12 protein-coding genes are annotated in these 12,972 nt (G+C 67.7%); 6 read left to right on the top strand and 6 right to left on the bottom strand.

Going from position 1 to position 12,972, the window contains the following annotated elements; translation table 11 throughout:
• Positions 1-2 precede the first annotated feature (2 nt).
• From QFZ42_RS22940 to apaG, 4 genes are all read right to left on the bottom strand, one after another.
• Positions 3-1,238: a YbdK family carboxylate-amine ligase gene (locus tag QFZ42_RS22940; RefSeq protein ID WP_307703171.1), complete on the bottom strand. Its 1,236-nt coding sequence runs from the start codon at positions 1,236-1,238 to the stop codon at positions 3-5.
• Entirely contained in the window at positions 1,235-2,506 is a 1,272-nt protein-coding gene (locus QFZ42_RS22935; protein ID WP_307703170.1) for a cation:proton antiporter, read from the bottom strand. Before QFZ42_RS22935 ends, QFZ42_RS22940 begins: the two co-directional genes overlap by 4 nt.
• Positions 2,503-4,485 carry a site-specific recombinase gene (locus QFZ42_RS22930; RefSeq protein WP_307703169.1) on the bottom strand — a complete coding sequence of 661 codons (1,983 nt, stop codon included), beginning with the start codon at positions 4,483-4,485 and terminating at the stop codon, positions 2,503-2,505. The genes QFZ42_RS22935 and QFZ42_RS22930 overlap by 4 nt, the downstream gene beginning before the upstream one ends.
• A 128-nt stretch (positions 4,486-4,613) precedes the next feature.
• Positions 4,614-5,009 carry a Co2+/Mg2+ efflux protein ApaG gene (gene apaG, locus QFZ42_RS22925; protein WP_307703168.1) on the bottom strand — a complete coding sequence of 132 codons (396 nt, stop codon included), beginning with the start codon at positions 5,007-5,009 and terminating at the stop codon, positions 4,614-4,616.
• Positions 5,010-5,080: 71 nt separating this feature from the next.
• Between apaG and rpe the strand changes: the two genes are divergently transcribed.
• The gene (rpe, locus tag QFZ42_RS22920) at positions 5,081-5,779 is read left to right on the top strand and encodes a ribulose-phosphate 3-epimerase (protein ID WP_307703167.1); all 699 of its coding nucleotides are present in this window, start codon (positions 5,081-5,083) and stop codon (positions 5,777-5,779) included.
• 6 nt (positions 5,780-5,785) lie between these two features.
• Here rpe and QFZ42_RS22915 read toward each other — a convergent pair whose 3' ends face one another.
• Complete coding sequence (locus tag QFZ42_RS22915) at positions 5,786-6,058, bottom strand: hypothetical protein (protein ID WP_307703166.1); 273 nt, start codon at positions 6,056-6,058, stop codon at positions 5,786-5,788.
• Between the two features lie 212 nt (positions 6,059-6,270).
• Between QFZ42_RS22915 and QFZ42_RS22910 the strand changes: the two genes are divergently transcribed.
• The 3 genes from QFZ42_RS22910 to ligD all read left to right on the top strand — a co-directional run bounded on the left by QFZ42_RS22910 (position 6,271) and on the right by ligD (position 9,429).
• Complete coding sequence (locus QFZ42_RS22910) at positions 6,271-7,296, top strand: succinylglutamate desuccinylase/aspartoacylase domain-containing protein (RefSeq protein ID WP_307703165.1); 1,026 nt, start codon at positions 6,271-6,273, stop codon at positions 7,294-7,296.
• Positions 7,297-7,498: 202 nt separating this feature from the next.
• Entirely contained in the window at positions 7,499-8,527 is a 1,029-nt protein-coding gene (ku, locus tag QFZ42_RS22905; protein WP_307703164.1) for a non-homologous end joining protein Ku, read from the top strand.
• Positions 8,524-9,429 (top strand): non-homologous end-joining DNA ligase, encoded by a 906-nt coding sequence (ligD, locus tag QFZ42_RS22900; RefSeq protein WP_373423363.1) that lies wholly within the window; start codon positions 8,524-8,526, stop codon positions 9,427-9,429. Before ku ends, ligD begins: the two co-directional genes overlap by 4 nt.
• A gap of 31 nt (positions 9,430-9,460) precedes the next feature.
• On the opposite strand, the gene QFZ42_RS22895 is transcribed toward ligD, so the two are convergent.
• Positions 9,461-10,279, bottom strand: a complete 819-nt coding sequence (locus QFZ42_RS22895; RefSeq protein ID WP_307703163.1) for a transglutaminase-like domain-containing protein — start codon at positions 10,277-10,279, stop codon at positions 9,461-9,463.
• Positions 10,280-10,608: 329 nt separating this feature from the next.
• On the opposite strand from QFZ42_RS22895, the gene QFZ42_RS22890 reads away from it, so the two are divergent.
• Both QFZ42_RS22890 and katE read left to right on the top strand, forming a co-directional pair.
• On the top strand, positions 10,609-10,776 hold the full coding sequence (locus QFZ42_RS22890) for a hypothetical protein (protein ID WP_307703162.1): 168 nt from the start codon (positions 10,609-10,611) through the stop codon (positions 10,774-10,776).
• On the top strand, positions 10,773-12,959 hold the full coding sequence (gene katE, locus QFZ42_RS22885; RefSeq protein ID WP_307703161.1) for a catalase HPII: 2,187 nt from the start codon (positions 10,773-10,775) through the stop codon (positions 12,957-12,959). Before QFZ42_RS22890 ends, katE begins: the two co-directional genes overlap by 4 nt.
• The last annotated feature ends 13 nt before the right edge of the window (positions 12,960-12,972 follow it).

Below are 12,972 nucleotides of genomic sequence, written 5' to 3'. Positions count from 1 at the left end.
GCTCAGGCCGCGCCGCGGAAGCGCAACGCCGCCTGCCGCACCACCTCGGCCAGCAGGCGCTCCTTGCCCTGCTTCTCGCGCAGCCAGCGCGCGTCGTTGCGGTTGGCCTCCACGCTGGTGCGCAGCTCGCCGAGCGCCTGCGTGGCGTTGAGCGCCTCGCTGTGCCATTCGAGTTGCGTCATCGTCATGAGGATGTGGTCGCGCAGCGGCATGTGCTGGCCGCTGGCCGGGTCCACGTACACCGCGTCGAGGCCGAAGCGGCAGGCCTGGAAGCGGTTGTAGGTGTAGACGAGGTAGTCGTCTTCGGTAGGCTCGAAGGGCTGCTCCTGCAGGAACCATGCGGCAAGCGACTGCACGTAGCCCGCGAGGGCCGCCGCGCGCTCCACCGTGAGCGGCGTGTCGAACACGCGGATCTCGATGGTGCCGAACTCGGGCTTGGGCCGGATGTCCCAGTAGAAGTCTTTCATGCTGCGCACGACGCCGGTGCGGGTCATGCGCTCGAAATACGCCTCGAACTCCTTCCAGCTCAAGGTGAAAGGCGCGCGGCCCGAGAGCGGAAACGCGAACACCGAGTTGAGCCGTGCCGAGTCGAACTGCGTGTCCTGCCCCTGCACGAACGGCGACGAGGCCGACAGCGCGATGAAGTGCGGGATGTAGCGCGACATGCGGTGCAGCATCAGCAAGGCCGCATCGGCATCGGGGCAGCCGATGTGCACGTGCTGGCCGAAGATGGTGAACTGCTTGCTCAGGTAGCCGTACAGCTCCGACAGTTCGCGAAAGCGCGGCTTGTCGTAGATGCGCCGCTCGTGCCATTGCTGGAACGCATGCGTGCCGCCGCCGACCACCGCGATGTTGAGCTTGTCGGCATTCTTGATCAGCGCCTCGCGAATCGGCGAGAGCTGCGTGATCACGTCCTGCGCTGAGTGGCAGATGTCGGTCGATATCTCGATCATGCTCGAGGTCATCTCGGGCACCACGCTGCCGGGCAGCGGGGTTTGCGCCATCAGCCGCAGCATGTCCTCGGCATAGGGCGCCAGGTCGTAGTCGTGCGTGTTGACGAGCTGCAGCTCCAGCTCCACGCCGAGCGACAGCGCTTCGGAGCGGTTGAAGGGCTCGAGCTTGACCACGCGGCTCGCGGGGTCGGCGGGAAGCGCCGCGGAGCGGAAGTCGTCGCTGTCCGTTGTGTTCGGAACCAGGGGGGTGCTGGCGCTGTCGGGAAAGCCCATGGACGCGGTCATCGCTGCGTGTCCTCCGTGGTGCTGAAAGCCTGGGGCGCCCACGGCACCGAGCTTTCGCCCACCGCGTGAATGGCCACGGTGGCGAGCACGGCACCCATCACCTCCATCAGGAGAATCGAGGGCAGGGCCACCTGCGTGATCATGGTGCCGAGCAGCGGCGACGCGGTGGTGAAATTCGATGCGATCAACAGCGCGATCGCCGACAGCGGCGACATCGCGCAGCCGACCCAGAAGGCCTGCTTCCAGCTGGCGCCGCTGCCCGGATTGGCAATGGCCACGCCGGCAATCTTGGCGAACAGGCGAACCACGATCACGGCCAGCACCACGCTGGCGACCGGCAGGGTCCAGTCGGCCTGCGCCGCCACGATGGACACCAGAACGAACATCAGCATGGTGAGCAGCGACGCCGCCGTGCCGAGCTGCCGCTGCCAGGCCCAGGGTTTCGGGTTGAGGGTCTTGAGCAGCACCCCGCCGATCAGCGCGGCCAGCGGCGCGGAGCCGCCGACGTGGGCCGTGAGCGCGGCGCCGGCCGCGATCAGCGCGAGCAGCAGGATCGAGGTGCTCTCGCTGGTCGGGCTCATGAACCGCAGGGCGGTGCGCAGCGCCAGTGCGAGGATGGCGCCGATCACGAACGAGAGACCGAGCACCACCGCCACCGGATAGAGCTTCTGCAGCAGCGTTTGCGGCGCCCGCTCGATCAGGCCGGCCTGCGCATAGCCGAGCGCCAGCGCATAGAAGGTGTTGAGCGTGGCCAGCGTCATGGCGCGCTCGGTCACCGGGCCCGAGGCGCGCGTGTCCATGATCACGCGGCTCAGCACCGCCGGGGAGGCGACGATGGCCATCAGCGCGATGGGGTTGGCCACCGGGTCGGGCAGCCCCAGCAGCTGCAGCACCCAGAGCACGCCGAAGTAGGTGAGCGTGGCTTCGAGCAGGCTTTGCACCAGCACCATCGGGTTGTGGCGGAACCAGCGCAGCGGCAGCCGGCCGCCGGCTTCGAACAGCACCACGGCAGCGCCCAGCTCCAGCAGGAACAGGCTGATGCCGCGCAGCGGCCAGATCGCGCCTTCGAAGCCGGCAAAGCCGACCACCGCGCCGACGATCGAATAGCCGACCACCTTGGGCAGGCCCAGATAGCGTTGCACCAGGTGGCCGGAGGCCGCCGACGCGGCCAGCAGGAGCGACCACATCACCGTGGGCAGGCCGGCCGAAGGGCGCAGCCACTCGGACCAGAAGCCCAGCAGATCGTTGATGAGACTCGTCAAATTCATGCAGGTAGAAAAAAGCTGATGGGCCGGCTGCGCCAGCGCGCCCAGATGGCGCTGCGGATGCGTGCGCGGTCGTCCAGGCTGACGCTGTGCGCGCGCAGCGCCAGACGGAATGCGAAATAAAAGCTCACGCTCACATTGAGGGCGCCGATCACCGGGATGGCCGCCACCGCCCACCACAGCGCCGGCTGCTGGAGCACCGGCATGCCCGTGGAAGCTGCGGCCGCCGCAATCTGCCCGGCCGACAGTGTCACGTGGCGCACGTCCAGGCCGAGCCCGAAGAAACCCGCAAATGCGGGCAACAGGCCAAGCATGAGTCCGAGCGAAATGTTGGAAGCGAAGCCCGAGATGTGTGTGCGCATGAAGGTGGCCCAGCGGCGGGCGCGGGCGGCGCCCAGAAAAGCGCCGATGCGAGGGTTGTAACGCATGGCGGAGTCCAGCCGATGCAGGACAAAGGCGTTTTCTGTCCAGCCCGCCACGATGCTGGCCGCGAACAGCAGCACGCCGGTCAGCGCGGCGTAGAGCGCGGTGGGGCCCACGAGTGAGAGCGATTGCAGTGTGGCCGCGGCATGCGCTGCGTCGAGCAACGGGCGGCCGAGGGCGAGCTGAACCAGAAGCGCGAGCCCCAGCATCGCGGGCACCACCACCCCCACGTTGCCCAGCACGGCCGCCACCTGCGAACGCACCAGATTGGCCACCTCGTCGACGAAATCGGCCACCGCGGCATCGGTCTTGATGTCGCCGAGGCGCGCCGCCATGGCGGGCGCCGTCATCGCCGGCTGCTTGGTGGCGAGCGTCAGGTGCAGCAGCTGGATCGCCACGAAGCTGGCGGCATACATCAGGCCCGACCAGAAGCCGCTCCAGAAGGCCGAGAGGCCGATGGCGTAGATGCTGAACTTGAGCAGCACCGTGAGCGAGGTGAGCGCGCCGCCGCCCGCGGCCTTGCGCACCATCTGAAGGTAGCTCGCGCGGTCGCGCGTGATGTAGTGCTCGCCGGTTTCGGCGCTGCGCTCGGTCACCCGGGCCGCGAGCATCGACGAGTTCGACGCAATCAGCGCGCGGATGCTGTTGCGCTCGCCGCCCGCCAGAACCAGCCGGCCGACCAGCCGCGCCACGTTCGGCGCGGGCGCGGCCGGCATCAGGCAATCGAGCAGTTCACGGATGCGCAGCACGCGCTCGCGCAGCTGGCGCAACCGGAACACCAGGCCGACCGATATGCCGTTGTCTTCCAGGTGCGTGTAGACCGACGAGGCGCTGGCGCGGCAGGCGTCGAGCCGGTCGCGAAAGGCCACGAAGGCGGCTTGCAGCGCCGCATCGCCTTCTTCGCCCGCAGGCTGTTCGAACATCTGCTCGCGCAGTTCGTCCAGGTCGGCCATGAGGGCGTGAAAAGGCCGGGCCTCGTGGTGCTCCACGCTGGTGCGCAGGCGAAGCTCGGGCGAGAAGCCGGCCGCCACCACTTGGCTGCTGCAGTAGGTGACCGCGTCCATCACGGTGTGGCGCCAGCGCGGGGCCCCGTCGTCGTCCAAGGCCGCGTCGGCCAGCAGGTGGCCGATGCGCGCAAGCTGCGGTTCATCGAGCAGTGCGATCCAGCCCGCGTCGAACACGCCGGGCAGCACCATGCGAAAGAGGTCCGAAGCATCGGTGGTCTCGGGCGTGCCGGGCAGGATTTTCCGGCGCAGGCGCTCGGAGAATTCGCTCAGGAATGCGGTGCGCGGCGCAAAGCCGTAGTCCGCCAGCAGCGTGGTCAGGTCGACCGTCTGCGTGAAAGCGCGCCACCACGCGCGCAGGCGCTCACGCAGCTCAGGCCGCGCCTCGATGGCGTCGAGCAGCAGCGCCACGCGCCCCACCGAAGCCTGCGGCGACGCGCGATCGCCGCGCAGCCAGTCGAAAACGTCGATCAGCCAGATGTGGCGATGCGCCACGTCCGCGGTCGGATCGAGCCGGGCCAGCAGGCCCTGCAGGTCAAGCGATGCAGCAGCCATAAAAAGGATAAGAGGAAGGAAGGAATCAAATGCCGGAGACGCCGCGGATCGGCTTTGCCGGGCCTCTGGTGTTGCCCCCGGTAGGGGGTTGGCGAAGCGACACGAAGTGCGCGAAGACTGGGGGCGAGCTAATGAAGTACGCGCGAAACGGGGGCCCCGCCGATGTCCGCCTCCAGCACGAACATCGGAATCGGCGCTTCGAAGCGCTCGCCGTCCTCGGTCACCATGAAATAGCTGCCGTGCATGGTGCCGCTCGGCGCATGCAGGCGGCAGCCGCTGGTGTAGCGGAACGATTCACCCGGTGCCAGGAGCGGCTGCTGGCCGATCACGCCGAGGCCCTTGACCTCCTGGGCATGGCCCGAGGCGTCGTTGATGAGCCAGTGGCGGGCAATCAGCTGCGCGCTGGTTTCGCCCACGTTGGTCACGGTCACGGTGTAGGCGAAGGTATAGATCTTGTCCTTCGGCGAGGACTGGTCCGCCAGGTAGCGGGGCTCGACGTGGACATTGATGGGGCTGTGTGACATGCGCGCGATGGTAACTGGAGCCCTCTTTTGCACTGCTTTCCGGGTTTTGCGCCGGCTGCGACAATCGGCGCATGAGCACGCCGTTCCGCATCGCCCCCTCCATTCTTTCCGCCGATTTCGCCCATCTGGGCGACGAATTGGCCAAGGTCATCGCCGCCGGCGCCGACTGGATCCATTTCGACGTGATGGACAACCACTACGTGCCGAACCTGACCTTCGGCCCGATGATCTGCAAGGCCCTGAAGCCCTACGCCAAGACGGCGGACGGCGAGCCGGTGCCGGTCGACGTGCACCTGATGATCCAGCCGGTCGACGCGCTGGCCGCCTCTTTCGCGGAAGCGGGCGCCGACTACATCAGCTTTCACCCGGACGCATCGCCGCATGTGAACCGCAGCATCCAGGCCATCAAGGCTGCGGGGTGCAAGGCGGGGCTGGTGTTCAACCCCGGGCTCGGCCTGGAGGCGCTCGACTGGGCCATCGACGACATCGACCTGATCCTGATCATGTCCGTGAACCCCGGCTTCGGCGGGCAGAGCTTCATCGACTCGGCGCTGCGCAAGATCGAACTCGCGCGCAAGCGCATCGAGCAGAGCGGCCGCGACATCCGCCTGGAGGTGGACGGCGGCATCAAGGCCGACAACATCGCGCGCGTGGCCTCCGCGGGCGCCGACACCTTCGTGGCCGGCAGCGCGATTTTCAACGCCAAGGACTACGGGGCGGTGATCTCGTCGATGCGCGAGCAGCTCGCGGGCGTGGGCGCCGCCAAGTAGTCCCGCTCAGCGCTTGACCTGGTCGTTGTAGACGCGGTCGGCCTCCGGCCCGCGGTCGGTGTCGACCACCCCGCGCTCGATGTCGTCATGGCCCTTTCGGCCCACTTCGGAGGGTTGCCCGCGCGGCCTTTGCTGGCTGTCGGAAGACTCGTCGCGCTCGTGCGGCAGGCGCGGCGCCGAGTCGCCGCCCTGCTCGATCTTGGTGTCGCCGCCGCCGGCGTCCCGCACCGGGTCGTCCGGAGCGCCCGAATCCTTCGGGCCGGGCTTGCTGCTGCTCATGGCACTGTTCCTTCGCGGTATCTGCCTGTGGGTGATTCGGCTCCTAGCTTGCGCGGTGCCCGGGGCACGGCCGGTAGGACAGGCGAGGCACGCCCTGTAGGCACGCCGCGCCGGGGCGTATGAGCGGCATGCCTTCGCCCGCGCTCGGTGCGCTGCTATGAAACGAGTAGCGTCTTTGCGGACAGGGGAAGGCCTCCGCAATAATCGCCCGGATGTCTTCCGATCCTTTGTCTTCCGATCCTTTCGCACCCGCCGCCACCGACAGCCTGCGCATCCACACCTTCGCCTCGCTGAATCCGGGGCCCCGGCTGCTCGTGATGGGCGGAATCCATGGCGACGAAACCTGCGGCACCGTGGGCATCGAGCGCGTGCTGGCCGAGCTCGACGGCGGCACGCTCCGGTTGCTGCGCGGGCAGCTCAGCCTGGTGCCCATTGCCAATCCGCTCGCGCGTCGGCGCCTGCAGCGCGAGGGCGAGCGCAACCTCAACCGCCTGTTCAAGCCGAGCGAGGCGCCCGCGGACTACGAAGGCCGGGTCACCAACGTGCTGTGCCCGCTCATCGAGCGGCACGATGTGCTGCTCGACCTGCATTCCTTCCAGAGCGAGGGCGAAGCCTTCGCAATGATCGGCCCGCGCGACAACACCGGCCCGTTGGAGCCCTTCGCCCGCGCCCGCGAGGAAGGGCTGCTGGCCTTGCACCTGGGCACGTCCGTCGTGGTGGAAGGCTGGCTCGACATCTATGCCGCCGGGCTCGCGCAGCGTTCGTCGCCAGGCGCCGCGGTCGACGAGAGCGCGTTGGACTTCGGCCGCGGCACCAACGAATACATCCGCAATTGCGGCGGCTACGGCGTCACGCTCGAATGCGGCCAGCACCAGGATCCGCAGGCGCCCGAGGTGGCGTGGCGCGCCATTCGGCGCGCGCTTGCGCTGCTCGGCATGGCGGCGCTGCCGCAAGGCATGCCGGCCGCGCCGCCCAGCCCGCCCCAGCTGCTGCGCCTGGCGGGCGTGACGGACCGGCTGCATGAAGAAGACAGCTTCGTGCGCGACTGGGCCACCTTCGATGCGGTGCAGCGCGGCGAGCCCATCGGCATGCGCCACGACGGCACGCTGGTCAGCGCGCCCGACGACGGATTCATCGTCTTTCCCAATGCGCTGGCGCTGCCCGGCGCCGAGTGGTTCTACTTCGCGCGTCCGAGCGAGCGCGTGCTCGGGCCCGTGGCGAACGCACCATCGGCCTGAAGCATTGGCTCCTTCCCCCTTTGGGGGAAGGCTGGGATGGGGGCGCGCAGAGCGTTCAGTGGACACGCCGCCTGCCCCCACCCCTGCCCTCCCCCAGAGGGGAGGAAAAAACGCCGGCCCGAGCCTTACGGCAGGCGCCGCAGCACTCCTACATCGGCGGGCGGCATGAGGCGCAAAGTCTCGAGCCTGAAGGAGTGTGTCCATGGCAGTCTCTAAAAAAGCACCCGCGCCGCGCGTCCTGTGGAAGGGCGCGATCAGCTTCGGCCTCGTCCACATCCCGGTGGCGCTCTACTCGGCCACCACCAGCCAGGGCATCGACTTCGACTGGCTCGACAAGCGCTCGATGGACCCGGTGGGCTACAAGCGCATCAACAAGAAGACCGGCAAGGAGATCGCGCGCGAGAACATCGTCAAGGGCATCGAGTACGAAGACGGCGAGTACGTGGTGCTGAGCGACAAGGAAATTGCCGACGCGTACCCCAAGACCACGCAGACCATCGAGATCGAGAGCTTCGTGCCCGCCAACGGCATTCCGTTCGTCTATCTCGAGCGGCCCTATTACGTGGCGCCCATCAATCGCGGCGCCAAGGTGTATGCGCTGCTGCGCGAAACGCTGCAGCGCAGCGGGCGCATTGGCGTGGCGCGCGTGGTGATCCAGACCAAGCAGCACCTGGCCGCGCTGGTGCCGGTCGGGCCCGCGCTGGTGCTGAACCTGCTGCGCTGGGGCGCCGACATCCGGCCCTGGACCGAGCTGCCGCTGCCCTCCGAGGATGCCAAGAAGGCGGGCCTGCACGAACGCGAGATCAAGATGGCTGAACAGCTGGTGGAAGACATGAGCGCCGAGTGGGACCCGGACGCGTTCAAGGACGAATTCAAGGACGAGATCCTGCGGCTCGTCGACCGCAAGGTGGCTGCGGGCCAGACCGAGACCGTGACGCAGCCCGAGCCCGAAGAGGGCCAGGCCGCCGAAAGCCGCGGCGCGAAGATCATCGACCTGACCGAGCTGCTGCAGCGCAGCCTGCGCAAGGGTGGCGGCAAGACGGCTGCACCCGCGAAGTCCAGCGACTCGGCGGAAGAAGACGGCGAAGACGAGGATGAGCCCGCCGGGGCGTCCGCCAAGAGCAAGGCCAAACCGAAGGCCAAGGCGCACGCCAAGACCACCGCAAAAAGCAGCGCCGCGCGCAAGCGCACCGCGGCCAAGAGCGCCCCTGCGCGGCGCCGCGCGGCATGAACGGCCGAACGGGGGTTCCGAAGGCACCGCGCATCACCCATGCGGAGCGCCTGATCGATGCCGCCAGCGGCGTCACCAAGGGCGATCTCGCGGCCTACTACGCCACCGTGGCGCCGCTGATCCTGCCGCACCTCAAGGGCCGGCCCGTGGCGCTGGTGCGCGCGCCGGAAGGCGTGGGCGGCGAGCTGTTCTTCCAGAAGCACGCGCAGCACAGCGACATCGCCGGCATCAAGCTGCTCGACCCGGCCCTGGACCCGGGGCACGATCCGCTGCTGCAGATCGACACCGCCCAGGCGCTGGTTGGCGCAGCGCAGTACAACACCATCGAGCTGCACACCTGGAACGCCACCTCGCGCGCCATCGGCAAGCCCGACCGCATGACCTTCGACCTCGACCCCGGCGAGGGCGTCGATTGGCAGCAGATCCAGGAAGCGGCGCTGCTGGTGCATGTGCTGCTCGACGAACTCGGCCTGCCGTCGTTCCTGAAGACCAGCGGCGGCAAGGGCCTGCACGTGGTGGTGCCGCTTCGGCGCCAGCTCGGCTGGGACGAGGTGCGGGGCTTTTCGCGGGCCATCGTCGACCACCTCGCGCGCATCGTTCCGGATCGTTTCGTGGCCAAGAGCGGGCCGCGCAACCGCGTGGGCAAGATCTTCGCGGACTACCTGCGCAACGGTTTCGGCGCCACCACGGCCAGTGCCTGGTCGGCGCGCGCCCGCCCGGGCATGGGCGTTTCGGTGCCGCTGGCGTGGGGGGAATTGCCGGATCTGGGCAGCGCCGCCCACTGGACGGTGGCCAACATTGCCGACCGCGTCAGCGTAGGCAACACGCCGTGGGACGCCATGGAGGCCAGTCGCACCGGTCTTCGCGGCGCGATGGAGATGCTGGGCTATCTGCCTTCGTGAAGCCTGAGGCCGGCGTGCTTGCCGGACTGCTCTACTGCAGCACCTCGGCGGTCGTCACTTCGAAGCGCTGGAGCGAATTGGCGCCGAACACCATGGTGATCGGCACGTCGGCCGCGTCGCGCCCGCGTGCAATCACGATGCGGCCGATGCGTGGCATGTTGTGGCGCGCATCGAAAGTGTGCCAGCGGTCGCCCAGGTACACCTCGAACCAGGCGCTGAAGTCCATCGGGTAAGGCACGGGCGGAATGCCGATGTCGCCCAGATACCCGGTGGCATACCGCGCCGGAATGTTCATGCAGCGGCACAGCGTGATGGCCAGGTGCGCGAAGTCCCGGCACACGCCCGTGCGCTCGCGAAAGCCCTCGAGCGCCGTGCGCGTGGCGCGGGCGCTCTGGTAGTCGAAGCGCAGGTGCTCGTGCACGAAATCGCAAATGGCCTGCACGCGGTGCCAGCCCGGCGTCACGCGGGAGAAGTTGTTCCAGGCGAACTGCAGCAGTTCGCTGTCGACCTCGCAATAGCGGCTCGGCAGCACGAACGGCAGCGTCGACACCGGAAGGTCGGCGGCCGCGTGCTCCATGGCGCTGTAGTCCACCGGGTCGGACCAGCCGGGGTCGAACACCACGGCATGGTTGCGCAGCCGCACGCTCGTCACGCCCGCGGGTATCCGCACCCGCGCGCAGTGGTTGTCGAAGCTGTCCAAGTAGTAGTCGGTGTGCAGCGGTGGGCTGATGGTGATGTGCTCGCCGTTCTGCAGGTCCGCTGCGCGCGACGGGTGGACTTGCAGCATGTAGATCAGTGCCGTGGGTGCCGTGACGGCGAGTTCAATGTCGAAACCGATCTCTATCTGCATGTGGTTCTTCCCTGTGGGCCAAGTATGTGTTCTGTCCGGATGCGCAAGCAGGCTTCGTGCCTCCTTTGTTGATGCTATCGGGGGCTCCGTGCCGGGGCACGCGGGCAGAGGCGCAAAGCCGCGTAGGTGCCGGCCCGGTTCTGTCGGCGCGCTCCTACCTCGCACACCTCACCTCTCCCACAAGCGAGGGCGAGCCGCCACTACGGGTAACAGTCTGCGGCAAACATAACCTTTGGATTCGCTCGCAACGCCCTCGAATCGGCTCTCATCGCCCTTACCGGCTGCAGCGCAAGCACTGTCTTGTCCAATCTGTTCTGCTGGAGCGAATCATGAATGTCTCTGCGTTGTTCGATTCACTCACCGGTACCTGGGGGGATGAGATCCTGTTCTGGGTGGTGGCCGCCGTGGCGGGCTTCATCTGCCTGATTGCGTTGGTGAACGTGCTGGACCTTTTTCTCGACAACGAAGCTGACCCGCCCATGAAAGATCCTCGATGACGCCACAGAACAAGGCCGCCGCCGGACGCCGGTCGAAGGCCGCGGACGGCGGCAATGCCAAGCAGCAGCAACTCGAAGGCTTCGCGACCGATCATGCGCCCAATCTGACGACCAACCAGGGTCTGCAGATTCCCGACAACCACAACTCGCTCAAGGCGGGCCTGCGCGGGCCTACGCTGCTCGAAGACTTCATCCTGCGCGAGAAGATCACGCACTTCGACCACGAGCGCATTCCCGAGCGTGCGGTGCACGCCCGCGGTTCGGCGGCGCACGGCTTCTTCCAGGTCTACAAGTCGATGTCGCAGTTCACCTCGGCCGACTTCCTGCAGGACCCGGACGCGAAGACGCCCGTTTTCGTGCGTTTCTCCACCGTGGCCGGCTCGCGCGGCTCGGCCGATACGGTGCGCGACGTGCGCGGCTTTGCCGTCAAGTTCTACACGCGCGAGGGCAACTACGACCTCGTGGGCAACAACATTCCGGTGTTCTTCATCCAGGACGCGATGAAGTTCCCCGACCTCATTCATGCCGTGAAGCCCGAGCCGCACCACGAGATGCCGCAGGCCGCGAGCGCGCACGACACCTTCTGGGACTTCGCCTCGCTGATGCCCGAGAGCACCCACATGCTGATGTGGGCGATGTCGGACCGCGCCATTCCGCGCAGCTTCCGGATGATGGAAGGCTTCGGCGTTCACACCTTCCGCTTCGTCAACCACCGCGGCGAGAGCCATTTCGTGAAGTTTCACTGGAAGCCCAAGCTCGGCATTCACGGCCTCGCGTGGGACGAAGCGCAGAAGATCGCGGGCAAGGACCCCGACTTCCACCGGCGCGACCTGTGGGAATCCATCGAGCACGGCGACTTTCCCGAGTGGGAGCTCGGCGTGCAGCTCATCGCGCAGGACAAGGCGAATTCGCTCGGCTTCGACCTGCTCGACCCGACCAAGCTGATTCCCGAAGAAATGGTGCCCGTGCAGCGCATCGGCCGGCTGGTGCTGAACCGCAACCCCGACAACTTCTTTGCCGAAACCGAGCAGGTGGCCTTCCACCCGGGGCACGTGGTGCCCGGCATCGACTTCAGCAACGACCCGCTGCTGCAAGGGCGCCTGTTCTCCTACACCGACACCCAGATCTCGCGGCTCGGGGGCGCCAACTTTCACGAGCTCCCCATCAACAAGAGCGTGTGCCCGTTCCATAACTTCCAGCGCGACGGCATGCACCGCCAGACCATCGCGCGCGGCCAGGTGGCCTACGAGCCCAACTCGCTGGGCGACGGCAAGGAGTTCCGCGTCGACGGCGGCAGCGTCGGCTTCCAGTCGTATCCCGACGAGCTGGAGTCGCCCAAGGTGCGCCGGCGCAGCCCGTCGTTCGACGACCACTTCACGCAGGCGCGCCTGTTCTTCAACAGCCAGAGCGCGGCCGAGAAGGAGCACATCGTCGCGGGCTTCCGCTTCGAACTCTCCAAGGTGGATGTGCCGGCGATTCGCCAGCGCATGGTCGACAACCTCGCGCACGTCGACGAGAAGCTCGCACGCCGCGTGGCGGAGCCGCTCGGCATCGGTGCGCCCGACGCCAAGGCGGCTGCGGGCCGCGCGGGCTATCGCGAACACCGCATGACGCTGCCGATCGAGGAGTCCCCGGCGCTCAGCATGGCCGACACCGGCGACGGCTCGATCCGCACGCGCAAGATCGCGATCCTCGTGGCCGACGGCATCGACTCGGCCTCGCTCAAGCCGATTCGCGATGCGCTCGAGCAGGCCGGCGGGCGCTGCAAGGTGGTCGGCCCGCGCCTGGGCACCATCGCCAGCGCTTCCAAGCGGCAGATCGACATCGACATGACCTTCACCAACGCGCCGTCGGTGATGTTCGACGCCGTGCTCGTGCCCGGCGGCAGCCTGGGCGCGGCGGCGCTCGCAGGCACGGGCGATGCCGTGCACTTCGTGCTCGAGGCCTACAAGCACTGCAAGGCCATTTGCACGGTGGGCGAGGGCGCGCAGCTGCTGTCGAAACTCGGCATCGCCGCGGACGCCCAACCTGGCGACCTGCCGCCCGGCGTGGTGGTGGCGGCCACACCGGTGACCAACCTCGGCGACACCACGGCGGCCACCCAGATCGCGCAGGACTTCATTGCCGCCATTGCCAAGCACCGCCATTGGGAGCGGACCGACATCGATTCGGTCCCCGCTTGACGTAGTCCGTTTG

This window comes from Variovorax paradoxus, assembly GCF_030815855.1.
Lineage (GTDB): Bacteria > Pseudomonadota > Gammaproteobacteria > Burkholderiales > Burkholderiaceae_C > Variovorax > Variovorax paradoxus_M.
The sequence above is the reverse complement of the archived record's forward strand: the minus strand, read 5'-3'. Positions and strand labels throughout refer to the sequence as shown.